This is a genomic window from Streptomyces sp. Xyl84 (assembly GCF_059731885.1).
This window is the reverse complement of the sequence record NZ_AP029182.1, coordinates 7,044,570-7,069,096: the sequence shown is the minus strand read 5'-3', so window position 1 is coordinate 7,069,096 and position 24,527 is coordinate 7,044,570. Positions and strand designations below refer to the sequence as shown.

Annotated in this window: 22 protein-coding genes and 2 pseudogenes; 10 read left to right on the top strand and 14 right to left on the bottom strand. The window is 73.1% G+C overall.

From position 1 onward, the window contains the following. Positions 1-436: 436 nt before the first annotated feature. The 4 genes from AC6I72_RS30770 to AC6I72_RS30755 form a co-directional block, all read right to left on the bottom strand. Complete coding sequence (locus AC6I72_RS30770) at positions 437-1,690, bottom strand: MFS transporter (protein WP_498004408.1); 1,254 nt, start codon at positions 1,688-1,690, stop codon at positions 437-439. Further along, positions 1,687-2,841, bottom strand: coding sequence for a PLP-dependent cysteine synthase family protein (locus tag AC6I72_RS30765; RefSeq protein ID WP_498004407.1), 1,155 nt, complete (start codon positions 2,839-2,841; stop codon positions 1,687-1,689). Before AC6I72_RS30765 ends, AC6I72_RS30770 begins: the two co-directional genes overlap by 4 nt. Positions 2,842-3,502: 661 nt before the next feature. Beyond that, positions 3,503-3,910, bottom strand: a complete 408-nt coding sequence (locus AC6I72_RS30760; RefSeq protein ID WP_498004406.1) for a (2Fe-2S) ferredoxin domain-containing protein — start codon at positions 3,908-3,910, stop codon at positions 3,503-3,505. After that, a complete protein-coding gene (locus tag AC6I72_RS30755) occupies positions 3,907-5,886 on the bottom strand; it encodes a heavy metal translocating P-type ATPase (RefSeq protein WP_498004405.1) in 1,980 nt (659 codons plus the stop codon). The genes AC6I72_RS30760 and AC6I72_RS30755 overlap by 4 nt, the downstream gene beginning before the upstream one ends. 112 nt (positions 5,887-5,998) lie before the next feature. Here AC6I72_RS30755 and AC6I72_RS30750 point away from each other — a divergent pair, with 112 nt between their 5' ends. Beyond that, positions 5,999-6,391 (top strand): ArsR/SmtB family transcription factor, encoded by a 393-nt coding sequence (locus AC6I72_RS30750; protein ID WP_498004404.1) that lies wholly within the window; start codon positions 5,999-6,001, stop codon positions 6,389-6,391. A 401-nt stretch (positions 6,392-6,792) separates the two neighbouring features. On the opposite strand, the gene AC6I72_RS30745 is transcribed toward AC6I72_RS30750, so the two are convergent. Continuing rightward, the gene (locus tag AC6I72_RS30745) at positions 6,793-7,659 is read right to left on the bottom strand and encodes a class I SAM-dependent methyltransferase (RefSeq protein WP_498004403.1); all 867 of its coding nucleotides are present in this window, start codon (positions 7,657-7,659) and stop codon (positions 6,793-6,795) included. 139 nt (positions 7,660-7,798) lie between these two features. Between AC6I72_RS30745 and AC6I72_RS30740 the strand changes: the two genes are divergently transcribed. Together AC6I72_RS30740 and AC6I72_RS30735 are read left to right on the top strand one after the other, a co-directional pair. Then, positions 7,799-8,383, top strand: a complete 585-nt coding sequence (locus AC6I72_RS30740) for a TetR/AcrR family transcriptional regulator (protein WP_498004402.1) — start codon at positions 7,799-7,801, stop codon at positions 8,381-8,383. Between the two features lie 116 nt (positions 8,384-8,499). Beyond that, positions 8,500-9,714: a glycosyltransferase gene (locus tag AC6I72_RS30735; RefSeq protein WP_498004400.1), complete on the top strand. Its 1,215-nt coding sequence runs from the start codon at positions 8,500-8,502 to the stop codon at positions 9,712-9,714. A gap of 129 nt (positions 9,715-9,843) precedes the next feature. On the opposite strand, the gene AC6I72_RS30730 is transcribed toward AC6I72_RS30735, so the two are convergent. Then, positions 9,844-10,011 (bottom strand): hypothetical protein, encoded by a 168-nt coding sequence (locus tag AC6I72_RS30730; protein WP_498004399.1) that lies wholly within the window; start codon positions 10,009-10,011, stop codon positions 9,844-9,846. Positions 10,012-10,148: 137 nt separating this feature from the next. Continuing rightward, a complete protein-coding gene (locus AC6I72_RS30725; RefSeq protein ID WP_498004398.1) occupies positions 10,149-10,445 on the bottom strand; it encodes a hypothetical protein in 297 nt (98 codons plus the stop codon). A 357-nt stretch (positions 10,446-10,802) separates the two neighbouring features. Between AC6I72_RS30725 and AC6I72_RS30720 the strand changes: the two genes are divergently transcribed. Then, entirely contained in the window at positions 10,803-11,186 is a 384-nt protein-coding gene (locus tag AC6I72_RS30720) for a hypothetical protein (RefSeq protein ID WP_498004397.1), read from the top strand. 229 nt (positions 11,187-11,415) lie between these two features. Here the strand turns inward: AC6I72_RS30720 and AC6I72_RS30715 are convergent, their stop codons facing one another. Continuing rightward, on the bottom strand, positions 11,416-12,312 hold the full coding sequence (locus AC6I72_RS30715) for an RNA polymerase sigma-70 factor (protein WP_498004396.1): 897 nt from the start codon (positions 12,310-12,312) through the stop codon (positions 11,416-11,418). A 182-nt stretch (positions 12,313-12,494) separates the two neighbouring features. Here AC6I72_RS30715 and AC6I72_RS30710 point away from each other — a divergent pair, with 182 nt between their 5' ends. Further along, complete coding sequence (locus tag AC6I72_RS30710) at positions 12,495-13,007, top strand: carboxymuconolactone decarboxylase family protein (protein WP_498004395.1); 513 nt, start codon at positions 12,495-12,497, stop codon at positions 13,005-13,007. 19 nt (positions 13,008-13,026) lie between these two features. Here AC6I72_RS30710 and AC6I72_RS30705 read toward each other — a convergent pair. Continuing rightward, positions 13,027-14,030: pseudogene (locus AC6I72_RS30705) on the bottom strand (IS5 family transposase). An 86-nt stretch (positions 14,031-14,116) separates the two neighbouring features. Here AC6I72_RS30705 and AC6I72_RS30700 point away from each other — a divergent pair. Continuing rightward, positions 14,117-14,261, top strand: a pseudogene (locus AC6I72_RS30700) (DUF3140 domain-containing protein); the annotation flags it as partial. Positions 14,262-14,349: 88 nt separating this feature from the next. Here AC6I72_RS30700 and AC6I72_RS30695 read toward each other — a convergent pair. From AC6I72_RS30695 to AC6I72_RS30685, 3 genes are read right to left on the bottom strand one after another with little or no spacing between them, the layout of a single operon-like run. Next, complete coding sequence (locus AC6I72_RS30695) at positions 14,350-15,972, bottom strand: FAD-dependent oxidoreductase (protein WP_498004394.1); 1,623 nt, start codon at positions 15,970-15,972, stop codon at positions 14,350-14,352. Beyond that, positions 15,969-16,697, bottom strand: a complete 729-nt coding sequence (locus tag AC6I72_RS30690; protein ID WP_498004393.1) for a class I SAM-dependent methyltransferase — start codon at positions 16,695-16,697, stop codon at positions 15,969-15,971. Before AC6I72_RS30690 ends, AC6I72_RS30695 begins: the two co-directional genes overlap by 4 nt. Then, positions 16,694-17,977 carry a lycopene cyclase family protein gene (locus AC6I72_RS30685; protein ID WP_498004392.1) on the bottom strand — a complete coding sequence of 428 codons (1,284 nt, stop codon included), beginning with the start codon at positions 17,975-17,977 and terminating at the stop codon, positions 16,694-16,696. Before AC6I72_RS30685 ends, AC6I72_RS30690 begins: the two co-directional genes overlap by 4 nt. 335 nt (positions 17,978-18,312) lie before the next feature. Between AC6I72_RS30685 and AC6I72_RS30680 the strand changes: the two genes are divergently transcribed. Genes AC6I72_RS30680 through AC6I72_RS30665 form a run of 4 tightly spaced genes read left to right on the top strand, consistent with a single transcriptional unit; the run spans position 18,313 to position 22,578 of the window. Then, on the top strand, positions 18,313-18,780 hold the full coding sequence (locus AC6I72_RS30680; RefSeq protein ID WP_498004391.1) for a hypothetical protein: 468 nt from the start codon (positions 18,313-18,315) through the stop codon (positions 18,778-18,780). After that, positions 18,777-20,543 carry a phytoene desaturase family protein gene (gene crtI, locus AC6I72_RS30675; RefSeq protein ID WP_498004390.1) on the top strand — a complete coding sequence of 589 codons (1,767 nt, stop codon included), beginning with the start codon at positions 18,777-18,779 and terminating at the stop codon, positions 20,541-20,543. Before AC6I72_RS30680 ends, crtI begins: the two co-directional genes overlap by 4 nt. Then, on the top strand, positions 20,540-21,574 hold the full coding sequence (locus AC6I72_RS30670; protein WP_498004389.1) for a phytoene/squalene synthase family protein: 1,035 nt from the start codon (positions 20,540-20,542) through the stop codon (positions 21,572-21,574). Before crtI ends, AC6I72_RS30670 begins: the two co-directional genes overlap by 4 nt. Beyond that, positions 21,571-22,578: a DUF5914 domain-containing protein gene (locus AC6I72_RS30665; protein ID WP_498004388.1), complete on the top strand. Its 1,008-nt coding sequence runs from the start codon at positions 21,571-21,573 to the stop codon at positions 22,576-22,578. The genes AC6I72_RS30670 and AC6I72_RS30665 overlap by 4 nt, the downstream gene beginning before the upstream one ends. Positions 22,579-22,693: 115 nt before the next feature. Here the strand turns inward: AC6I72_RS30665 and AC6I72_RS30660 are convergent, their stop codons facing one another. Together AC6I72_RS30660 and AC6I72_RS30655 are read right to left on the bottom strand one after the other, a co-directional pair. Beyond that, on the bottom strand, positions 22,694-23,176 hold the full coding sequence (locus AC6I72_RS30660) for a TspO/MBR family protein (protein WP_498004387.1): 483 nt from the start codon (positions 23,174-23,176) through the stop codon (positions 22,694-22,696). Between the two features lie 581 nt (positions 23,177-23,757). Beyond that, positions 23,758-24,222, bottom strand: coding sequence for a hypothetical protein (locus AC6I72_RS30655; RefSeq protein ID WP_498004386.1), 465 nt, complete (start codon positions 24,220-24,222; stop codon positions 23,758-23,760). Positions 24,223-24,527 lie beyond the last annotated feature (305 nt).

The window sequence follows — 24,527 nt, the reverse complement described above, 5'->3', positions numbered from 1 at the left end:
GTCGTGCGAGGTTGCGCAACTCGGTCAGTGACAGCAGCTCCGTACGCTTGGGCGGGCGCGTCTGGTCGGCCACCCGGCAGGCCCGCACGCAGGCGGCCCGCTCCCCTGGCGCGTGCCCGTGCTTCTTGCCGCCGCGGTGAGTCCGGGGCCGGCGCCCGCAGTGCACCGGCGCCCGTACCCTCCGCGCACGGGGGCCCGGCACCGCCGGCACCGTCCCGGGCGAATCGAGTCGACGGTCACCTCCGTCACCGCGGTCCGGTCCCGGCGATGTGGGCCACCACCCTGGTCGAGCGCACCATTTCGCGAGCCCGGGCAGCTCGGCGTACGGATGCGCTGCTGCCCCGGCATGCGCCGACAGTCATGAGCCGACGTAGGAGCCGAGAACACGGCGCCCGGGACGACGTGTGCGTGCGCGTCTTCGATCGTCGGTGGCGGGTCAGGCCGTGGACGGCTGCGGCATGGGGTGGGTGAGGCGTCCGGTGCGGGCCAGGGCCGCGACCGCGGTCGCGCATCCGACGCCGGTCGCGGTCAGGGTGAGCCACACCAGCCAGTTCGCTCCGCGGGCGTGGGCGTAGTCCCACAGCGCCCCGCACACCAGGTTGCCCAGGGTGATGCCCAGGCCGGAGACGGTGTTGTAGAAGCCGTAGTGGGTGGCGACCAGCCTGTTCGCGGACAGGGCGACGACGGTGTCCATCTCGAAGGGATAGACCACCGCGCCTGCGGCGGCCAGGAGTGCGACTGCGGCCACGAGCGCTCCCAGCACCGCCGGTGTGGAGGAGGACGGGGCGAGGGCGAGGGGCAGGAACGCTGCGCCCATCGCCCCCAGCCCCGCGATCAGGGCCTGCTGAGGGGTGAAGTGCTGCCTGGCCCAGCCGGTCAGCCGCAGTTGCCCGGCCACTGCCACGGCGGCGGACACGACGAACAGGGCGCTGGTCACCTTCGTGCCGTCCACGCCCAGGGCCGCGTCCGCGGCGAGCGGGAGGGCGAGGTAGACCTGGAAGGTCAGCACGTAGGAGCCGATCATCGCCGCGGAGAACAGCAGGAACGGCCGGTTCGCGGCAACCTGGCGCCACTGCGCCCACACTCCGCCCGCCTCGCGCGCACTGTCGCCGGTGCCGCGGCGCTGGGGCAGGGCGCGTGCCTGCAGCACACTGAGTGCGGCGAAGACGGCTGCCGCGACCGTGCACACCAGGCGGAAGTCGGCCGTCAGCAGCGCAAGCCCGACGAGGGGGCCCAGCAGCATCCCGGCCTGGTAGTAGACATTGAACGTGGCGAAGGCGTCCACCCGCCGCTCACCGGACTCGGTGGCGAGGTAGGCGCGTACGGCCGGATTGAACAGAGCGCCGGCGAACCCGGTCGCCGCCGACGCCGCGACCAGGGCGGGCAGCGAGTCCACCCAGCCCAGCAGGGCGAACCCGAACGTGCGCAGCACGCAGCCCGCCAGGATGGGCGCCTTGTAGCCGAACCGGTCGGCGATCGTGCCGCCGATCAGGAACATCCCCTGCTGGGAGAGGTTGCGCACCCCGAGCACGAGCCCGACCGTCCACGCGGCCAGTCCCAGCTCGCCCGACAGGTGGGCGGCGAGGTAGGGCATGAGCATGTAAAAGGCCAGGTTGATGGCGAACTGGTTGACCATCAGCAGCCGCGCCGGCGCGGGGAAGGAGCGGGTCTGGGCCAGCAGGTTCCTCATCGGCCGGCCCCCGCCGTCTGCCCGGCAGGGCTCTCCCCGCCGCCGGCGGCGGCGGGCCGCTCCACGGTGCGGCAGCGGGTCCAGCGGGTGACGACCGCCTCGGCCGCCCGTCCGATCTCTTGCGGGTCATCGGCCGGCACGTGCCCGAGCAGCCGGTGCCGGCGGCACCAGCCGTCGTCGAAGACGGTCTGGACGTAGCGGTGCGGGCCGTCGGGGAAGACGGCCGCGATCCGGTGCTCGACCGGCGAGGACCGCGCCACCCACCGCGCTACGAGCGCGACCGCACCGACGCTCCACCCGCCGGTGGCATACCGGGTCCGCGCCAACGCCCGGGCCGCCCAGACCGCCTCCGGGGCAGCCACCCAGTGCACTTCATCGAAGAGGTCGTAGGCGACGTTGCCCGGGTAGATGCTCGACCCCAGCCCCCGCATCAGCCGGGTCCCGGCCGGCTGCCCGAAGATCGTGGACGCGCAGGTGTCCACCCCCACCACCCGCAGGCCGGGGAAGAAGGCGCGCAGCACTCGTCCGATCCCGGCGGAGTGCCCGCCGGTGCCCACCGACACCACCAGGCAGTCGATCCGGCCGAGCTGCGCCACCAGCTCATGCGCCAGGGGGGCGTAGGCGGCCACGTTGTCGGGGTTGTGGTACTGGTCCGGGCACCAGGCGTCCGGGTGCTGGGCCAGCAGCTCGGCCACCCGCTCGCGCCGGGCCTGCTGCCAGCCCCCGGCCGGGTGCGGCTCGGTCACGGTGTGGACCTCGGCGCCGTAGGCCCGCAGCAGCCCGGCGACCTGGGGCTCCATTCCCGGGTCGGTGACCACCGACACCGGATGCCCGAACGCCACACCGGCCAGCGCCAGCCCGAGTCCGAGGGTGCCGGAGGTGGACTCCACGATCCGCGCCCCCGGCAGCAGCCGGCCGCGCTCGCGGGCGGCGCGCACCATGTGCAGCGCGGTGCGGTCCTTGATCCCGCCCGGGTTGTGGCCCTCGAGCTTGGCCCAGAACCCCCGGCCCGCAGCGGTGAACGGCTCCCCCACCCACAACACCGGCGTATCGCCCACCAGCGCGGCAGGCGACGGCGCCGACCGCGCCCCCGCGGCCAGGAACTGAGCAGGAGAAGACGGGACAGCAAGGACAGAAGACAGATGATTCATGACGGCTCTCCCACCACCCGCGCGCCACGGCAGCACGCCGGCGCGGCAAGGCGGTCCACAGGTCGAAGCGGTAGGAACACGGTCGGAGGCATCCACCCACGCGGATCGATCTCCGCGGGGCCGGAGCGGGCGTCCCGGTCAGTTCCGCCACACCTGCAGCACCGCCCGCGCCCTGGCCGCACCGGGTGCCACCGCCTCGCCGGACGGTGGGCCGCGCACGAACCCCGGCCGCTCATCCGCCCCGCACCTCGGCACATCGCACGGCGGCGGCAACGCCTTGCCCGGCTCCGCCTGGGCTACGACCGGCTGGTCGAGGCCCACACATGCGTGTGTCCCACCGTGATGCCGCTCGCACTCGCCGTCCCCGGCGACCACCTGTGCGGTACCCGGGGAGACCACCTGTGCGGTACTCGGGGAAGGGGGCGCCGCACCGGCCCCTTGGATTCCCAGCGAGTCGACCCGTCCGGCAGCGGACGCCAAGGGGCCGTGGGCACAGCCCACCAGATGCACCATCACCGCGAGCACCACCGACCACGCGCAGGCCCAAGCGCGCCGTCGATTCCCCGCAGCGATCATCATTCGCTCAAAGTAGCCGAAGGACTACGTAAAGTTCTCATCAGGGTGTCGGGGCGGCATCTTCTCCGGTCGTTCTTCGCACGGGTCACTGTTCGACGGCTTGGCGGACGCGGCGGGACGGGCTGAAGGCGTACAGGTCGAGGACGCCGGGCGGGTCGGCCAGGCCCGGACCGCCGGCTTCGACCCAGGCCGCGATGTCGTCGGCGGCGTCGCGGTCGTTGACCAGGCCGAGCCAGACGGGCCGGCCGCCGGCCGCGCGACCGGCGGCGGAGGGCTGGATGACGATGACGTTGGCGTGCTCGCAGGCGTCCAGGCAGCCGGTGACGCGTACCTGGGCGAGCTGTGCGAGGGATGAGCGGAGCTGGTCGAGCTGGGCGGGATGGTCCAGGCCGGGGATCTTCGCCGTGCCGCAGCAGCAGCCGCGGCAGACGGTGACCGTGCAGCGGGCCGCACCCGCGCCCGCGGGGGCGTCCTTGCGGCTGCGGCGGCTCACCGGGCGTTCCCGCTGCGGGCGCGGCGCCAGGCGCCGTCGGCCAGCAGGCGCAGGCCGTTCAGACCGACGATGACGGTGGAGCCCTCGTGCCCGGCGACACCGAGCGGCAGCGGGAGGGTTCCGGCCAGGTCCCAGCTGACCAGGCCTGTGATGAAGACCGCGGCGATGGCCAGGTTCTGCACCACCAGGCGCCGCGCGCGGCGGGAGAGTACGACGACGGTGGGGACGGTGGCCAGTTCGTCGCGGACGACGACGGCGTCGGCGGTCTCCAGGGCCAGGTCGGAGCCGGCCCGGCCCATGGCGATGCCGGTGTGGGCGGCGGCGAGTGCGGGGGCGTCGTTGACGCCGTCGCCGACCACCAGCACCTTGCGGCCGGCCTGCTCCAGCTCCTTGACTGCGGTGACCTTGTCCTGCGGGAGAAGGCCCGCGCGGACGTCGGTGATGCCGACCTCCTCGGCGAGGCGGGCGGCGGCGCGCGGGTTGTCGCCGGTGACCAGCACGGGAGCGGTTCCGGTCAGGCCGGTCAGGGCCGTGACGGTGGCGGCGGCTTCCTCGCGCAGCCGGTCGGCGATGCCCAGCACCCCGACCGGGGTGTCCTCGGCCTCGACCAGGACGGCGGTACGGCCCTCGTCCTCCAGCCGTGCAGCGACCGCGACGGCCGGGTGGTCGCGGCCGTTCAGCAGGCGTGCGGGGCTACCGACCGCGACGGCCCTGCCTTCGACGGTGGCCGTCACGCCGGTGCCGGGGGCGGAGGTGAAGTCCTGGGCCGGGGGGATGTCCAGGTCGCGGGTGAGGGCGGCGTCCACGATCGCGCGGGCCAGCGGGTGCTCGCTGGGGTACTCGGCGGCCGCCGCCAGCCGCAGCAGTTCCTCCTCGCTCAGGCCGGAGGCGGCCAGCGGCCGGATGTCGGTCACGCGCGGGGTGCCTTCGGTCAGCGTTCCGGTCTTGTCCAGGGCGACCGCGTCGACCTGGCCGAGCTGTTCCATCACCACGGCGGACTTCACCAGCACGCCGTGACGGCCCGCGTTGGCGATGGCGGACAGCAGCGGGGGCATGGTCGCCAGCACCACCGCGCACGGCGAGGCCACGATCATGAACGTCATCGCCCGCAGCAGCGTGGGCTGCAGTGCCGCACCGAAGAGCAGCGGCAGCGCGAACAGCGCGACCGTGGCGGCCACCATCCCGAGGGAATACCGCTGTTCGACCTTTTCGATGAACAGCTGGGTGGGGGCCTTGGTCTGGGATGCTTCCTCGACCATGGCCACGATCCGGGCGATCACCGACTCGGACGGGTCACGCTCGACCTTCACCCGCAGGGCCCCGGTGCCGTTCAGCGTGCCGGCGAAGACCTCGTCGCCCTCCTGCTTGGCCACCGGCAGCGGCTCGCCGGTGATGGTGGCCTGGTCGACCTCACTGGCCCCCTCCAGCACCCGGCCGTCGGCACCGATCCGCTCCCCCGGCCGCACCAGGACGACGTCGCCCACGACCAGCCGCTCGGTGGGAACCGTCTCCTCGGTGCCGCCGCCGGCCAGGCGGGTCGCGGTGGTGGGGGCGAGGTCGAGCAGGCCGCGCACCGAATCGGCGGTGCGGGCGGTGGCGATCGCCTCCAGGGCCCCGGAGGTGGCGAAGATGACGATCAGCAGCGCGCCGTCCAGGACCTGCCCGATCGCCGCCGCACCCAGCGCCGCGACGACCATCAGGAGATCCACATCCAGCGTCTTGTCTTTGAGGGCCTGCAGTCCGGCCCAGCCGGGCTCCCATCCGCCGGTGGCGTAGGCGAGCGCGAACAGCGGTCCCCAGCACCATGCCGGCGCTCCCAGAAGGTGGAGCGGCAGCGCGATCAGGAACAGCACCAGGGCGGCTGCCGCCCAGCGGGCCTCGGGCAGCGCGAGGATCCGGGTACGCCGCCTGGGGGCCACCGCGTCACGCAGGGCCGCATCGCCCGCAGGCGCCGGGCGGGTCAGGGTGGAAGACATGGAGACAGGGGTCCTTTGCGCAGACGACGAGAGGACAGCGTCCAACCCCACCACCGTAACAGGAATGCTTGAACATCGATTCATGTGTTCATGGGCGGCGTACGATGACGGCATGGGTCACGGAGCCGCACCATCCGACAACAGCGTCCCGCGCACGTCCCTGGACGCGACGAACGCCGCCAGGGTCGCCACCACTCTGCAGGCACTGGCCACCCCCTCTCGCCTGCTCATCCTCGCCCGCCTGCGCGAAGGCCCCTTGCCGGCCACCGAACTGGCCGCCGAGGTCGGCATGGAGCAGTCCGCCTGCTCCCACCAGCTGCGGCTCCTGCGCAACCTCGGCCTGGTCACCGGCACCCGCAAGGGCCGCTCAGTGGTCTACGCCCTCTACGACAACCACGTCGCCGAACTCCTCGACCAGGCCCTCTACCACGTCGAACACCTCCGCCTCGGCCTGAGCGACACCGCGCTTCCCGAGCGCGAGACCGCCGCCGCCCCGAGCGACTGAGCCCCCACCGGCTCGCGGTGCATCTCGAAGCTCCGGCAGACAGCCACACGACCTCGAGTCCGTACTGCTCCGCCCGAATCGGGTCGGCGCCCGGACCACCGGCAGCTGTGCATGAAACGTGGGCTGACGTGGCGCACGACCGGGCCTCACCCCTCCACACCGGGGCCTGGTACCCACGCGACTCCGAATCCGCCGACTGTCGGGCAACAACGCCGCCCTCCGTGATGGAACGCTCGGGGCTGACAAGCAGTGACGCGTCGCCGACACGCCAAGTACCGTGCGCCGCACACCAGTCGGCGGGTCGAACTGCTCCTGGGCCGTGACGACGTACGCCTGTCCCGACGATCTCTCAAGGCGCAGCAGGCCATGAACGAGGTGCGCGCCGGCCTCACATCGCGGGATCAGGGCCTGTCCGATGAGTCGGCCGGGCGGTCCGCCCTCACCAGCCACGACGTGCTGCGCAGCCGGACCGTGCCGTCCGTCGCCTCGTGGCCGCGCAGATGGTCCATCAGGGTGCGGCGGGCGAGGGCTCGTGCAGTGGCGCCGGCCTGCTCCATCAGGTGACGACCAGGGCCGGTTCCCAGCAGGAACTCCGCCGCGTCCTCGGCTCCCGCTCCCCACACCCCGTAGGCGTGCGTCTGGTTGATGGTGATGCCGGTGAATCCGGCCGTGGTGAGGACGTCACGAATACGGTCCGGTGCGGCCAGGGAGAACATGCCGGGCAGCCCCGGCTGCCCGAAGCCGCCGAGCGGCAGGACGTCGCGCAGGGCGGCCATCGCCGTCATCCAGTCGTTGAGCGCGGCATCGGCCGGGCAGACAAACGCCAGGCGCCCGCCGGGTCGCAGCGCCCGGCCGACGTTGCCGAATGCCGCTACGGGGTCGGCGAAGAACATCACCCCGAAGCGGCTGATCGCCGCGTCGAACGCGCCCGCCTCGAAAGGGTGCGCCTGCGCGTCGCCTTGGGTGAAGGAGACGTTGGTGATGCCCTCGCGCTCCGCACAGGCCCGGGCCTCGGCCAGCATCGGGCCGGACAGGTCCAGGCCCAGCGCGCGCCCTCGGGCCGCACGGAGCGCAGCGAGGCGCGTGGTCTGCCCGGAGCCGCAGCCCAGGTCGAGGGTCCGGTGATCCCCGGTGATTCCGGCGGCGTCGAGGAGTGGCTTGTTGAAACCCTCGTTCACGGCGTTCCAGCGGTCCTGGTTGCGCGCCCAGTGGGCTCCTTCGGGGCCGTTCCACGCCTGGGCCTGCTCGGTGTTGACGATGTCTGGCACGGGTGCCTCCTGGTGGCGGACGACCGAGAATGGGCATCTGCCCAAACAGTATGGGCGTATGCCCATACTGGCAATCCCCCGCTACCATCCAAGGGGTGGCGCCGTGTGAGGGCGGCTGAGGCGGAACGGAAGGAGGCCCATGTCACCGCGCGGAGTGGCGACGCCGGACGTACGCGAGCGGCTTTTCGCTGCCGCCGAGCGCGTCGTGGAACGGGACGGGCCCGGCGCGCTCACCAGCCGGTCCGTCACGACCGAGGCGGGCTGCGCCAAGGGGTTGCTGCATGCGCACTTCGCGGGGCTCGACGAGTTCGTGGCCGAACTCTGCCTCGACCGGTTCGCACGGACGGCGGCGAAGGCGCAGGCACTGTCGGGGCTCGCCGGGCAGGGCACGGTGGCACGGAACCTCGAAGCTGTCGCCCTCGCGCTGTTCGACTCCGGGGGACCCGCCATCTCGGGCCTGGCCCTGACACGCCCCGCCGCCGCGCTGCGCATCCGCAAGGCCCTGGAAGGAGGGGCGCCCGGGTTCACCGCGATCCAGGAGGCCCTCGCCGGCTACCTGAAGGACGAGCAGGAGCTCGGCCGGGTGGCGGAGACTGTCGACCCGCGCACGGTGAGCCTCGCCATCGTCGGCACCGCCCACCATCTCCTGATGACCAGCTGGCCGGGCACGCCTGACCCACGGCTCCCTATGACGCGCTTGGTGGCCGCGTTGGTGGACGGCTAGGTCCGGTCGTGTCCGGCGAAGCGAGGAGCGGATCCAGAGACGTACGGCAGCGACGGTCACGCTCTCGGTTACGGTAGCCAGGTGACCGGCCGGGACTCGCCGAGGAGAATCGCTGCATGCGAATTCTGATCATCACCGCCGGTTCCCGCGGAGACGTCGCGCCCTTCACGGGACTGGGGCGGCGTCTGTCGGATGCGGGCCATCAGGTCGCCGTGGCCGCTCACCCGTCCTTCGCCGCCCTCGTCGGCGGGTGCGGTCTCGACCACCGGCCTGTGCCGGGAGACCCGCAGGGGCTGATCCGGGACTTGGCCCGGACGGCGTCGCGGGATGAGGCTCGGGCGCTGACGAGGGCGTACGCGGACGGGCTCGCCGATGGGGTGGCGGAGGCCGTGGCGGGCGGAGCCGATCTGCTGCTCACTGCTTTCGGCCCGGCACCGCTCAGCCGGACGGCCGGCGAAGCATTCGGCATCCCCGTCGTCGGTACCTACCTCGCACCGTCCTTCGCCACCGGACAGTTCCCGCTGCCCAACGCCCGGAGCGCCGATGACCTGGGGCCGGAGGGCAACCTCGCCGCCGGCCGGGATGTGCTGAAGCGCGCGGAAGGCGTCTTCGCCGGCGCTGTGACCCGCCTGCGTGCGCGCCTCGGCCTGCCCGCGGGCGCGCCCTCGGCACCGGCGGACGTCCGGCCGGTCTTCCACGGTTTCAGCCCGCTGGTGGTGCCGCGCCCCGAGGACTGGCCCTCCTGGGTCGAAGTGGCGGGCTACTGGTGGCCCGCACGGCCGGACGGCTGGCAACCCCCGGCCGAACTGGTCGACTTCCTCCAGGCCGGTCCGCCCCCGGTGTTCATCGGATTCGGCAGTATGGCGGCGGGGCAGGGGGAACGGCTCAGTGAGCTGGTGGCAGCGGCGGTGAAGCGGGCAGGCGTGCGTGCGGTGGTACAGGCGGGGTGGGCCGACTTGAACGGCCGCGGCGCCGATGTCCTGACCATCGGCGATGTCCCGCACGACTGGCTGTTCCCTCGCACCGCCGCGGTCGTCCACCATGCCGGGGCAGGCACCACCGCGGCCGGACTGCGGGCCGGCGTGCCCGCGGTGCCCGTTCCCGTGATGGCCGACCAGCCGTTCTGGGCGTCTCGCCTCTACGCGCTGGGAGTTGCCCCGCGGCCAGTACCGTTCCAGAAACTCACCGCCGAAGCCCTCGGCGACGCGATCACGGCCTGTCTGTCCGAGCCGTCCCACCGTCGCCGCGCGGCCGCACTCGCCCGCGGCATCGCCACAGAGGACGGCACCGCATCGCTGCTTGCCCACATCGGCTCAACGAATGCCGGGTGAAGCCGCATCCGGTGGCTGCCGAAACGCGCGGACGATGCGAACGCCACCCCGCCGAAAGACGGCACGGAGCGGCCACGACCACCCTCCGGCGCACCCACCGTCGAGACGGACGGCTGGAGTTGGCGCGGGTCAGCGTCTGCGGGGCCGGCTGCTGCCGATTCCCGCAACGTGCAGGGCAAGGGCGGTCAGGCCGAGGAGCATGACGTTGACTGACGAGAACGTCTGATCGGTGCTGATGTCGGCCGCGTTGATGAGGAACGCGATGAAGAACAGCACTGCCGCGACTATGCCGAGCATGACAAGCCCCTCTCCGAAGGAAGTGAAGTCCGTATGCCCGGGCACCGCCCCCGTAGACGCGGACGGCACCTCCGGTACCGCGCACGCCCGCCTCGCGCGAAGCCCGACGGCTCGTGCGGGTTGGGGTGACAGATTTTTCAGGCGGGGGCGTGGCGAGTGCTGGCCGCCGTCCTGCGCGGGGCGGCGTGGTGCGCGGGCCGGCCCGTCGCGGGAACGGGCAGACGCCGCAGGGACAAAGCCGCGGTGACAAGGAGGCCGATGAAGACGGCCAGAAGGAGGGCGCACACCCACATCTGCCGGCTCCCGGGAGCCTGCCAGCCCGTCCAGGCCAGAGACGCCGCCCACAGCAGGGCGCCCCCGGCGTAGAAGGAGCGGATGCGGTGCAACTGCCGCACGGCCCGCAGGAACTGGATACGTTCGGTCTTCGGTGCCATGCCGGGCCGTGTACCCCGAAGAACCACAATGGTGCAGCCCGGCGTAGATCTCCCGGCCGGGGGACTCCTGGGCGAGCCTCCAGGGAACGGTGTGGGCGGGTCATCGACGATGTTGTTCGCGGTCGACAGCACGTGTTCCACAGCAAACAGGTTCGCGTCTTCTGCTTCAGTATCAAGGGGCTGGTGTCAACCACGTTGTTCCCCACGGGAACACACACCCTTCGGACGGGCCGCAGAGAGTGGCTTGTGTGAGACATGTTGTGCACACTACGGTGACACCTGTTCACAGGAAGAACACACATGTTCTGAACGAGGTCGGGGATGTTCTCAATGCGCAGACATAGACTGGTTTCGGCGGTGGCGGTCCTGGCCGCCGGCCTCGGAGTGGCGATCGTGCCGGCCGGCCCGGCATCTGCCGCCATCGGAGCGGGACGGATTCAGCTCTGTTCACAGGGCAACTACGCCTCACGATGGTTCTACGAGAACGCGCAGTACGGCAACGCATACGGCGGCTGGGTCAACCCCGGTGAGTGCGCGACCCTTTCCGTGCCTGACTTCGGAAACCTGTGGAGGTTCTCCGTCGAAGGGCACTACAACACCTCCGGGGACACCTTCCTCATGAGAACCGCAGGCAATGGTGCTGAGATCTGGATGAGTTCCACCACGTCGGGGCGGAAGTTCGCCTCGCTCGGTACGACGGCTGCGAACGATCACTACTGGATCGAGTATCCCAACGTGTGATGTCCCACCGGCCTGACCGGCAGGCCACCAGCTTGGAAACATCCGCCTCGGCCGGGCGGGCCCAGGCGTCGCGGCCCTGATGGACGCCATGGTCGCTACGGAGGACGGCGAGACGGTCACCGAGCCGCGGGCCGACGCGAACGCGCTGGTCCTGTTCCCACGGGCGTACCGGCGGAGCGGACCTCCGGTTCTCCGCGGTGCCACGCGCGTTGCGGTGGTGATCCCGGCGTCAGCGGGCCATCGCCGTCTCGTGGTCCATGCGTGACAGCTTCTCGGGATTGCGGACGGCGTAGAGGCCGGTGATGAGGCCGGCGTCCAGACGAAGGGCCACGATCGTGTCGATCCGGCCGTCGCGGCGGATGATCAGGGCCGGGTGGCCGTTGACCAGGGTCGGTTGCAGCAGGGCGCCGCTGAGCCTGGCCAGGACCTCGGTCACGTCGGCCACGCCCACCACCGGTTCCACGGCGGCCCGGACGACTCCGCCGCCGTCCGTCAGGAGGACGACGTCCGGGGCGATCATGTCGAGGAGGCCGGTCAGGTTTCCTGTCTCCACCGCCTGTTGGAAGGCCGCGAGCGCCTCGCGGGTCCGGGACGGGGAGACCGTCTCGCGAGGGCGGCGCGCGGCGACGTGAGCGCGGGCGCGGTGCGCGATCTGGCGGACGGCGGATGGGGTCTTGCCGACGGCCTGCGCGATCTCGTCGTAGTCCAGGTCGAAGACGTCCCGCAGCACGAACACGGCACGCTCGGTCGGCGCGAGGGTCTCCAGTACGAGGAGCATCGCCATGGAGACGCTGTCCGCGAGCTCGACGTCCTCGGCCACGTCGGGCGCGGTGAGCAGCGGCTCGGGCAGCCACGGGCCGACGTAGGACTCCTTACGGCGGCGGAGTGTGCGAAGGCGGGTCAGGGCCTGGCGGGTGGTGATGCGGACCAGGAAGGCGCGCGGGTCGCGGACTGTGGTGTGCTCGACGGCCGACCAGCGCAGCCACGTCTCCTGGAGGACGTCCTCGGCGTCGGCCGCCGAGCCCAGCATCTCGTAGGCCACCGTGAACAGCAGATTACGGTGGGCGACGAAGCTGTCCGTGGCCGTGGCCGCCCGCGCATCGGTACCGGCATCCCTGTCCGCCATCGTCAGCTCCCGACTTCCGTCTCGCTACGTGTGGTGCGTGTCGTACACGGGACGCCGCTGACCCCGGTTCTGTGACAGCCGTCCCCCGTGGCCCACGTCACACCCGGCCCGTGTCACAGAAGCGCGGCCACCGGCGCCTCATGGGCGTCAGCCACACGATCCCACGAGGGAGGAAGTCCCCGATGGAAACCCGTATGAACCTGTTCGGCACCGAGCTCGGCATGAAGATCGGCAAGCGGATCTACGCCGTCAGCCAGGTCATCCAGGAGTCACCGCTGCCCAGATCCACCCAGGAGCTGGTGCAGCTGCGAGCCAGCCAGATCAACGGCTGCGGCTTCTGCGTCGACATCCACAGCAAGGACGCCACCGCGGCCGGCGAGGACGCGGCCCGGCTCAGCCTCGTCGCCACCTGGCGGCACTCCACCGTGTTCACCGAAGCCGAGCGGGCGGCACTGGCCCTCACCGAGGAAGGCACCCGCATCATCGACGGATACGCAGGAGTCACTGACGAGACATGGACCCGCATACGCGAGCACTACGACGAGGAACAGACCATCGCTCTGGTCTCCCTCGTCGCCATGATCAACGCGACCAACCGGCTCGGCGTGATCCTCAACAACCAGGGCGGATCCTACGTGCCCGGCAACCTGACCACCGTCACCGGTCCCGCCCGTGGAGCAACGGCGGGGAACTAGGGAGCGTATTCGGTTGTGATCAAGGGGCTGCTCGTGTGAGGTCCTTGATCCAGATCACGGAGGCCCGGAGGTGGAGTCCGGCGAGGTAGCTCGCCGGGGTCTTGTCGTAGCGGGTGGCGATGCCTCGCCATGCTTTCATCCTGTTGATCGCCCGCTCGACGGTGTTCCGTTCCTTGTAGAGCCCGGTGTCGTGACTGACGGGCCTACCGCCTCCACTGCCCTTCTTCTTCCGGTTGGCGGCCTGGTCCTTCTTTTCCGGGATGACTGCCTTGATACGGCGTTTGCGCAGGTAGGCGCGGTTGCCGCGAGACGAGTAAGCCTTGTCTCCGGCGACTGCGTCCGGCCGGGTGCGGGGGCCGCCGACGGGCCCGCGCACCCGCACCTTCTTCAGGACGGGGATGAACTGTGGGCTGTCGGCTGCCTGGCCCGCGGTCAGGATGAACGCCAGCGGGCGGCACTTGCGGTCGGCGGCGAGGTGGACCTTGCTGGTCTGTCCGCCCCTGGAGCGTCCGAGGAGGGCGGCCTTCAGCCGGAGTTTGTGCCGACGCCGGACGCGTCGTCGTTCTTCCCGCGCGGGACCGCTTTCGGTCTCCTGCCCTGTTTGTTCTTCGAGGCCGCCCCCTTTGACCTGGCCTTCTCCTCCTCGGCGGCGGCTTTCTCCAGGGCAGTGACAACGTCCTCACCGAGGTGCATCCCGGCCGCGTCGTGGTGGGCACGGGTGGTGGTGGAGTCGATGCTGACCAAGGACAGGTCCACCTCACCGCGCTTCGCGGCTTCCGCGATCAGGCCCTCCAGCAGCGCCTCGAAGACCCCGGCGTCACGCCACTGCCGGAAGCGGTTGTGGACGGTCGACCATGCACCGAATTCTGTCGGCATCTCCCGCCACTGGCCGCCCGTCTTGAACCGCCAGATCACTCCCTCGAACTGCTGCCGCAGCCGCTCGGGGTACGGGCCGTACTCGCCAATCGGCAGGTACGGCTCGATGAACTCCCACTCCGGGTCAGTCAGTTGCACTCGTGTCACGTACGACGGTCTACCGGACCAGACCATGCCACGAAGGCACATCCCGCAGATTGATCACGACTCGATACGTGCCCTAGTCCGAAGCGAAGAAGGCGGATCTGTCAGGAGCCGGACTGCGAACACAAGCGCAAGGTGGTCGGTTGCATCCGCCGCCACCTCGCGCGGCGACCGTCCGGTGACGTGCGCGGGTCACGTCGGCGGCACTCGCTGATGAACTGGGGCCACGCCCCTGCGGTAGCGCCGTGCTCGCTCCGCGTTCGTGAAGCAACCGGTGCTGCGTGCCCTGCCGGAGAAGCGGCGGGGCCCGCCGCCCCGGGTGTCAGCCGGGGAGTCGTCTCGGCCCGGGAGCCGCCGGTCCAGGGCCCTCAACCGGGGCCCCTGGGACGGCGGGCGTCCACCTTCGGGCGGCGAGGGCTCTGTGCAGCGCGTTCCGTCCCCGGTCCGGCACCGTCCACAGCGTCTGGCCCCGCACCCCCCACTGCTCGAGCAGGGCGTTGGCCGCGAGGAACCCGCTGGTCGCCGCCCGTTCCATGAGGGCCACGGGCAGGCCGGTGCGGACCATGTCACCGGCCACCGCCAGCCGGGGGTGGGGGGTGCGGACGGTGGGGCGGTCGGCGTAGCCGCCCGGTGGGAAGAGGGGGCAGTCCTCGTGCCACTCGTGGCGGGCGTCGACGATCGTGGCCGGGCCGGTCTCCGGGTAGACGCGGTGCAGTTGGCCGAGGAGGCGTTTCTCCTCGACGTCGCGGGCGGCCGTGGGGGGTACGGCGTAGGCGTGCAGTTCGACGACGGAGCCACCGGTGCGCGCGCTCCAGCGGGCTGCTTCGTTCTCGTAGCGGTCCAGCACGCTGATGTTGTCGAGGGACCCGAAGCCGCTGGTGCCGAGGAAGCCGGGCCGGTCGGCGGCGACCGGCCGGTCCAGCCACAGCCGGCTCACCAGGAAGGGCGGGGCGGTGCGCAGCCGTGCGATCCGCTCGCGCCAGGGCGCGTCGCCCAACTGCGGGCACCGCGCGACCAGTGAGCGCAGCCCCGCGCTGTCCAGGGCCAGGACGACTCCGTCGTGGCGGCGCTCGTCACAGTCGGTGGCGACCACGAGGTGGCCCTGCCCGGTGGGCGCGATGTGCTCGACGGCCGTGCCGGTGCGCACCTCGGCGTGGTGGCGGGCCAGGTAGCCGGCGAGCGGGTCCCACAGGGCGGCCGGGAAGGGCGCTCGGGGCACGTCGAACAGCAGCCCTTCGGCGGAGCCGAGGAAGTAGATGTGGAACATGAGTGCCATCTCGGCCGCCGACAGCTCCCGCGGGTCGGCGAAAAAGCTCCGTGAGAACACCTCGAAGGCCAGGTGGCGGGCCTTCTCGGGGAAACGCACGGCGTCGAGGAAGGCCTGGGCGCTGGTGCCGTCCAGGTCGTCGTAGACCTGGGGCACGCGCACGTCGAGCAGGGGCAGGGCCGCCCGCGCGTTCATGGCGGGCAGGTCCGCGGGCCGGAAGGTGGGGCTGAGCGCCACGAAGCCGAGCGCACTGAGCGGCGGGGTGCGGGGCAGGTGACGGAAGCTGTCGTGCAGGCCGTCGGCGTTGAGCAGGGGGTAGTCCGGCAGGGCGGTGAGCCGCTCCAGGCCGGGGTCGGTCCGGCGCAGCAGTCCGCGCAGGTTGTAGTACTGGCGGAAGAAGGCGTGGAAGCCGCGGCTCATGGTCACCGTCGTGCCGTCGCGCAGTCCGGTCGGCCATCCGCCGGCCCGCCCACCGAGCCAGGCCTGCTTCTCGTACACGGTGACGGCCATCCCGCGCTCGGCCAGTGCGGTGGCGGCGGCCAGCCCGGCGATGCCCGCCCCCACCACCGCCACCGACGGCGGGGGGCCGCCGACCCGGTCGGTACCGGGCCGGGCGGGGAGCACGCGGGCCCGCCGGTCGCGTCCCCGGCGTGCGGTGCCCCGGCGCGGGTTCCTCATGCGTCCGGCTCCTGGTCGTACGCGCGGCGGGCGACGAAGGTGTGGGTGATGCCGGTCTGCCAGCCCGGCAGCGGCAGGACGCGGACCTGGTCGAACCCGGCCGCGCCGAGCCGCCGCGAGAAGCGCCCGGCGGTGTCGAAGTCCAGCACGCTGCGCCACAGGTGCCGGTACAGCCGCCCGTCCCCCAGCAGGGTCGCGACGGGCTGTACGAGCCCGCGGCACACCAGCGTCCACACCGCACGGTCGGCGTACCGGCCGCGGAGCGTGTACTCGTGGACGCCGAGCCGGCCGCCCGGCCGCAGCAGGGCCCTGACGGTGGCGAGGACGGCGTCGGGGTCGGTGACGTTGCGGAAGAGGTAGGCCGCGAACACCGCGTCGAAGGGGCCGGAGACCCCGGCCTCGGGCAACCGCTCGGCGGGAGCGTGCACGAAGGTCACCCCGTCCGCCCACGGCTTGGCCGCCGCCCGCCTGAGCATGCCGGCGGAGGCGTCCACCGCCGTGATGTGGGCGGCGGGCAGGACGGACCGCAGCGCGGCGGTGGAGGCGCCGGTGCCGCAGCCGAGGTCGAGCAGGCGCAGTCCGCGTCCCGGTCCGGGCAGGCGGAGCCGGCGCACCGAGCGGCGCAGGTGGGCGTGGTAGCCGGGATTGGCGGCCACCAACGTGTCGTAGCTGCGCGAGGCGTGGTCGAAGGCGGCGGCGAGATGTTCGTCGCGCAGCAGTGTCATGCGGTCTCCGTCGGGGGCGGCAGCGGGACGGACGGGTTTGGAGCGGCAGGCGGCGGGGTGGCGCGGGGCGTCGGCGGTTGCGGCGGCGCGGGCAGGTCGAAGGGGCGGCGGGGCAGGCGGGGCAGCTCCACCGCGGAGCGGAGCATCGGTCCGACGGGCGTGCGCAGGCCGACGGACAGGTCCTCGAGCAGGCGGGTGGTCCCGTCGAGGAAGCGCAGCAGCCGCGGCACGGGCACGCGGTCGAACAGGTGGCTGAACACTTCCGGGCCGTCGACCCTGCCACTGTCCAGGGCGCGCAGCAGAACGGCGTCCATCGCCCGGGAGCGCCGCGAGTGGGCGGCCGGCGGTACCGGACGGCGCCCGCGGCGCAGGGCGTCGGCGACGGCCCGGGTCTGGCGTTGCAGCCCGGCGAAGGTGTAGCCGGTGGCGGGACGGGTCGCTCCGCCGGCGGCCCCGATGCGGAACACCGAGGCTCCGGTCTGCCGCGGGATCGGCGCGTCGGTCATCGGGATGACGCCCGTCTCGGTGGCCAGCACCTCCCGTGCGCCCAGTCCCAGAACCTCGTCGGCGTAGTGCCGTACGGCGCTCTCGTAGCACTCCGGTGTGAGGACGTCGCGGGAGAACTCGGTGTACTCCACGAGGGCCTCGCACGGTCCGGTGGGCAGGACGTAGCCGAAGGACAGGCCGTGGCCGGGCTGCGGGGTACGGAAGTCCATCAGCTCCACGGTGGCCGGGTCGAAGGCGGGCCGGGCGGTGCGCACGAACCAGCCGTGGAAGTGCTGGAGCAGGGTGGTGCGGCCGGCCGGCAGACTGCCCGGGGGGCGGGAGTCGAACACCCAGCGGGCGCTGAGCACCCGTGCCCGGCCGGCGGTGTCCCTCAGATGGACGTGTGCGCCGCCGGGCACGTCCTCCACCGCCTCGACGGTCGCTTCGAGGCGCCGCACACCGGGGCTGCGGGCCAGGTCCCGCAGGACCAGACGCTCGAAGTCCTCGGAGTGGATCATGCGGTACCGCAGGGGGCCTGCGTCCCCACCGACCGGGGCGCCGGCGGGCGGGCGCACCCTCAGCCGCCGCCATTCGGCCCGCACCGCCGCGTCGAAACGGCCGGGTCCCTCCGCCCAGTAGCACCAGGTCCGCGGTGGCGGGCGCAGCGGTCCGGGCGGGGCCTCCACCAGCACCACGGACGGTGTGCGCAGGCCGGGAACGCACCCGGCGAGCCGGTGGACCAGCGACAGTCCGGCGGCGCCCGCACCTACGACGGCCACGTCCGTCTCCGGCACGGTGTCCTCCCTTCCCCGCTGGGTTCCCGGTCCTCGATCCGGTCCGGAGACGACTCGCCGCGGCCGGTTTCCGCAGTGCCGGGCCTGCGACCGGTGGTCAGGGGGCCGGCGCGATGGTCCGGTTTCGGATGAATTCCCTCGGTGTTCCGGATTGTGTACCCCAGTGGGCGCAGGACGCCCCCCGGCGGCGAGCGGACGAGCGCCGGGCACGGCACGGTGAAGGGGGCAGATCCCCGCACCCGCCGCGATCGCACGGGGCGACGGCGCGTCCGTCCGCGCCGACCGAGGCGCAGCAGACGGGTGACGGCATGCACGGACAGGACGGAGGAACGGGGATGCGTCCCAGTCAGGCGAAGGCCCATCCGGCGACCGCAGTGCCGCCTGGGGCTCCGACCGCGTCGGCGGCCATGGGGTCGCCCACGGGTGACCGGGCGGCCGGCGACGGTGAGGGCTTCGGAAGGGCCGGGCCGGACGGGTGGCCCGGTGACGCCGACCTCACCGAGCACCGTCTGCGGGAGGTGCGGGCCGTGCTGACCGGGACGGGGGCGCGCTCCACCGTGGAAGGCGGGCCCGGCCGGCTCACCGCGCAGAGACTGCGGCACTTCGGCGGTGCCGTGGTCGACGCGCAGGGCCTGCGGCACTTCGGCGGTGCGGTGGTCGACGCGCAGGGGGCGGCGCCGCTGCGCCGGCTGCTGCTCGCTGCCGCCGGAGCGCGACCGGCGGGGGACGTCTCCCTGCGTCTGCGGCCCCCGCCAGGTCCGTGCACGGCTCACGCCCGCCCCAGCGCGGGGACCGGCCGGTGACCCGCGCCCTGTCCGGGCCCACCGACCACGTGGTGGTCGTAGGCGCCGGACTGGCGGGGCTGTCGGCGGCGCTGCACCTGCTGGGCGCGGGACGCCGCGTCACCGTCGTCGAACGCGAGGACCGGCCCGGCGGCCGGGCCGGACGCCTCGACCTGGCCGGCTACCGGATCGACACCGGGCCCGCGGTGCTGACCATGCCGGAACTGGCCGACGAGGCGTTCGCCGCCGTGGGCGACAGCCTGTACGAGCGGGTGGAGCTGGTCCCCCTGCATCCGGCCTACCGCGCCTGCTTCGCGGACGGCACCAGCCTCGATGTGCACACCGGCGCGGACGCGATGGCCGCGGAGGTGGAGCGGTTCGCGGGAGCGGCCGAGGCCGGCGGCTACCTGCGGCTGCGCGGGTGGCTCCAGCGGTCGTACCGGGTTCAGATGCGCCGGTTCATCGACGCCAACTTCGACTCGCCGCTCGGTCTGCTCAACGCCGACCTCGCGCGGCTGGCCGCCCTCGGCGGCTTCGGCCGCCTCGACGCCCGGATCTCCGGCTTCCTGGGCGACGAGCGGCTGCGCCGGGTGTTCTCCTTCCAGGCGCTGTACGCGGGCGTGCCCCCGGCGCGGGCACTGGCCGCCTACGCGGTCATCGCCTACATGGACACCGTCGCCGGTGTGTACTTCCCGCGGGGCGGCATGCACTCCCTGCCGCGGGCCATGGCGCAGGCGGCCGCAGAGGCGGGCGCGGAGCTGCGGTTCGGCCGGCGGGTGACCCGTCTGGAACGGTCGGGCGAGCGCGTCACCGCCGTGGTCACCGACACCGAACGCATCGCGTGCGACGCGGTCGTCCTCACCCCGGACCTGCCCGTCGCCTACCGGCTGCTCGGCCGCCGGCCGCGCAGACCGCTCGGGCTGCGCCACTCCCCCTCCGCCGTCGTCCTGCACGCCGGCACCGACCGCACCTGGCCCCAGCTCGCCCACCACACACTGTCCTTCGGCGCGGCTTGGCGCACCACCTTCGACCAGCTCACCCGCACCGGAGAGCTGATGAGCGACCCGTCACTGCTCGTCACCCGTCCCACCGCCACCGACCCCGGACTCGCGCCGCAGGGCCGCCACCTGCACTACGTCCTCGCCCCCTGCCCCAACACCGAGACCGGGCCGCCCGCGGCCGCCTGGTCCGACCTCGGCCCCCGCTACCGGGACACGCTGCTGCGGGAACTGCAGCGGCGCGGTCTGGACGGTTTCGAAGCCGCCATCGAGGAGGAGTGCCTGATCACCCCGGCCCACTGGCACGCCCAGGGCCACGCCGCCGGCACTCCCTTCTCCGCCGCCCACACCTTCGCGCAGACCGGCCCGTTCAGGCCGCGCAACCTGGTGCGCGGAACGGAGAATGCCGTCCTGGCGGGCTGCGGCACCACCCCCGGTGTCGGTGTGCCGACCGTGCTGCTGTCGGGGAAACTGGCCGCGGCCCGCGTCACGGGCCCGCCCGGGCGCGGGGCCGGCCGCTCGCGCCTCCTGGCGTCCGCCGCGCGCCCGGGGCCGGCCGGGGCCCCGGCCGGCGGGAACCCACCGGCCCCGGGCGGGCGGCGGACCGCCGGGCGGGATCCGGCGCCCGAACCGCCGGGGCAGGCGGCACCCCGCGACCGCGCCGCCGCCGTGCCGCGGTCCCCGGCCTCCCCGCCGGACCGTCGCGGCGCCGCGCGGCGGCCCCGAGCGACCGAAGGGTCCCCCGCAGGTCCGACGGCCCCCACGAGCGAAGGCAGGACAGGATGACCGATCGAGAGCTGGACGCGGCGGGGATCACCGATCCGGCACTGCGTGGGGCCTACCGCCGCTGCCGCGCCCTCAACGCCCGGCACGGCAGGACCTACTTCCTCGCCACCCGGCTGCTGCCCGTGGAACGCCGGCCCGCCGTGCACGCCCTGTACGGCTTCGCCCGCTGGGCCGACGACATCGTCGACCGCCTCGACGCCGACGCCGGCGCGGACGTGCGAGAGCGGGCGCTGATCCGGCTCCAGGAGGAGCTGGAGGACGGTCTGCGGCGGGGCGTCAGCCGCGAGCCGGTCGTACGCGCGCTCGCCGACACCGCGCGCCGCTACGGTATCGGGCACGCCCACTTCCGGGACTTCCTGTCCGCGATGCGCTCCGACCTGGTCGTGACGTCCTACGCCACCTACGCGGACCTGCGCGTGTACATGCACGGCTCGGCCGCCGTGATCGGACTGCAGATGCTGCCGGTGCTGGGCACGGTGGTACCCCGGGAGGAGGCCGCACCGTACGCCGCGGCGCTGGGCGTCGCCTTCCAGTTGAGCAACTTCCTGCGGGACGTCGGCGAGGACCTGGACCGTGGGCGGGTGTACCTGCCCGCCGACCTGCTCGAGGGTCACGGCGTGCACAGGGAACTGCTGCTCCACAGCCGCGCGACAGGCCGGCCGGACCGCCGCATCACCGCCGCGCTCAGGGAGTTCGAGGCGCTGACGCGCGGTGTGTACGCGACGGCGACGCCCGGCATCGAACTGCTCGACCCGGTGGCGCGGCCCTGCATCCGCACCGCGGCCGTCCTGTACGGCGGCATCCTGGACGCCGTGGCCCGCGACGGCTACGCGGTGCTGCACCGGCGGTCGGTGGTGCAGCGACGGCGCCGGGCGGTGGTCGCTGCCGACGGGCTGGCCCGGCTGGCGGCGGCCCGGCTGCGCTCGCGCAGCGGGCGGGAGCACCGGCCGCCCGTTCGTGCCCTTTCCCTGCCCGGCACCGCGCTCCTCGCGCCGCCGGCGGCCGTGCGCCCGGCCGAGGAGGTCGTGTGAACCGCCGGCGCCTGCCGCTGTCGCTGCGCCGCTCCGCGGTGCCCTGGGAGCGTCAACGGCCCACCTGGAGTGAGGCGCGGCCCGCGGTCATCGCCGGCGCCCTGAAGCGGGCACAGGCCCTCCCGTCCGGCAACTGGTACGTCCTCGGTGCCTCCCGCGCCCTGCGCGGGGACGGCAAGCTGGCACGGACCGTGGCAGGACAGGAGGTCGTGGTGTGGCGCGGCCCCGGTGGGCGCCTCGTCGGCGGCCCGGGTGTCTGCCCGCACCTGGGGGCACCGCTGCGCGACAGTCCCGTGCGCTGCGGCACGCTGGTGTGCCACTGGCACGGCCTGGCTTTGGACGGCCGCCCCTACGCGGGCTGGTCACCGCTGCCGGTCCACGACGACGGAGTGCTGGTGTGGGCACGCCTGGACGCGGTGGGCGGAGAGGAGCCGACGGACGAACCGGTCGTACCGCAGCGGCCCCGGCCCGCACTCGCCCTGACGGCCGTCCACACGGACGTGGGTGTGTGCGATCCGCAGGACATCGTGGCCAACCGGCTCGATCCCTGGCACGGGGGGTGGTTCCACCCGCACTCCTTCGTCGACCTGACGGTGGTGGACGCGCCCGGCGGCCTGGTGGACGCGGTGGACGACGGCCCTGATTCCCTGACCGTCGACGTGTCCTTCAAGGTCGCGGGCCGGCTGGTCGTACCGGTCCGCGCGGTCTTCACCGCACCCGAACCACGCACGGTCGTCATGCGCATCACCCGGGGCGAGGGCGCCGGCTCCGTCGTGGAGACCCATGCGACCCCGCTCGGCACCGACGCGGCCGGCCGGCCGCGCACCGCCGTCACCGAGGCGGTGGTCGCCGTGTCGCACCGCCCCGGCTTCGCCGCCGTCCGCCGGGCCGCGCCCCTGTTGCGGCCCCTGGTCCGCGCGGCGGCCGCAAGGCTGTGGCGCGACGACCTGTCCTACGCCGAGCGGCGCCGGCATCTCCGCTCCACGGGCCGCTTCCCGGGCTGAGCAGCGCACGAGGCGGCCGCGGACCTTCCCCTCCCGGCGATCCGGCTCGGCGCCGGCAAGCGGGCCGGCTCCCGGCCTCAGCACGGCACGGCACGGTGGAGCGGGCTGCGGAACATCAGGCGTTGCGGCGGACGATGGCGGCGTTCAGCGCGGTGGCGAACGCGCACCACGCCGCGTACGGGATCAGGAGCCGGGCGGCCGTCGGATCGGTGCGTGCGGTCCGGCGGATCAGATCGGCGTTGCTCAGGTCCAGCAGCAGCGTGCCCGCCAGCCCTGCCCCCGGACTGCGCCGGGCGAAGAACAGCAGGCTCCAGCCCGCGTTCAGCGACAGGTTCACCGCGAGGCTCGCGGCCAACGCACGCTCCTCCCGGCGCGTCGTCGTCCTGCCGAAAGCGTGTCCGGCGACCCCGGCGATCGTCGCGTACAACGGCGTCCACGCCGCGCCGAACGCCCATGGCGGCGGCTGCCAGGACGGTTTGCGCAGGGCGGCGTACCAGGCACTGCTCAGGCGTACGGCTCTGGTTCCGGTGACGGCGGTGCCCGTCACCGCCGCGGCGGCCACGCCGTAGCGCAGCCACCCGGGGGCCGGTCGTTCCATGCCGTCCCGCTCGCCTCTCCGCATCATGTTCAACGGTTTCCCGGTTCCCGGCCATCCTCACCGTGGGAATCATCCGGCGGTCCGGCGCAGGACCGGCAGCCTGCTGCTCCAGTCGGTGCACCCGCTCGTCACGGCGGCCGTGGCGGTCACCCCGGCTACCGCGGCGCCCCGGGCAGACCGCGGCGCCCCAGCACGTCGCCGGCTGCAACGGCCTACGGGACCACCGCCGATGCGCGTGCGGCATGCCGCGGCTCCCGCACCCGCGCCCCCACCGATCAAGAGGGATGTCAGGCAGGCGGGCTCATGACCCAGCGGATGGTGCGGGTGAGGGCCGGCCGCGCCGGGCCCCGGCGATCGCTCGGCAGCAGGACCGGAGATCACCCCCGCGCCGGTTGACGACCGCGCTCGATGAGAGAGGTGCCGTCCGGCGCCCCGGTGCTCGGCCTGAGCGCGCTCTGATCGGCGCGGAGTACCCGGCTTGTGCACGCTGTGCGGGTGCGCGCAGGAGATCATCCCCCTGCTGCGCGGCTTCGACCACACCGGAGAGGAGACAGACCCTTCCGGCGCGTAGGCCGGCATGCCTACACGCCGTGCGAGCGGACAGCGTCCGGGAGGGCGGTGTGGTCGGGGTGGTCTCTCGTACGGCGCTTCTCCTTCAGCTCCGCCTCGTACAAGTGGGGCTTGCCCGCCACCAGCTCCTGCCGCGCCTGGGCCTCCACGTCCTTGAACGGCTGGTAGTAGGTGGCGTCGTAGGCCTCGACGATCTGGAACGTCCAGTGCCCGGGGATCACGTTGCGGCCCAGGATGTCCCGCTCCACCCGCTCCGCCCACCCGTGCTGGCCGGCCTCCCGCAGGAGCGCCACAGCACGGTCCAGCGTGAAGTCGGCGCCTCCCGTGAGCTGGTGGAAGGAGTAGAGGTGCCCGCGGGCGCGTTCGGTCGTCTCCAGCGCCTCCGACAACGCCCCCAGGGCCTGGACAAGGGTGTCCGACACACCCGGCGGGCGCCGGTGCGCACCGTCGGGGCCGTCAACGTGCTGAGTGCTCATGCCTGACCTCTCCCCCACCCGGCGGACCGCGCACCAGCGGTCAGCTCCCGGGCCGGGGGATTCCACCCACACGGCGGACACGTCCCGTGCACCGTGACGGTCTCCCTGGCCCGATCCAGGAAGACGGTCACCGCTCCTCGGGCCAGGCCACCGGGTTCCTTCCTCCGAATTCCCCACAACAGCCCACCTGCGCACGCCTCTCGCGCGAGGTTTGCCCGTTGCTGACGCGCAAGCGGGGGATCAGGGGATGCGAAGGCAGTATGACCACAACTGGCTTGTGTGCGCCGTGTTGTTGGCAGAATGCT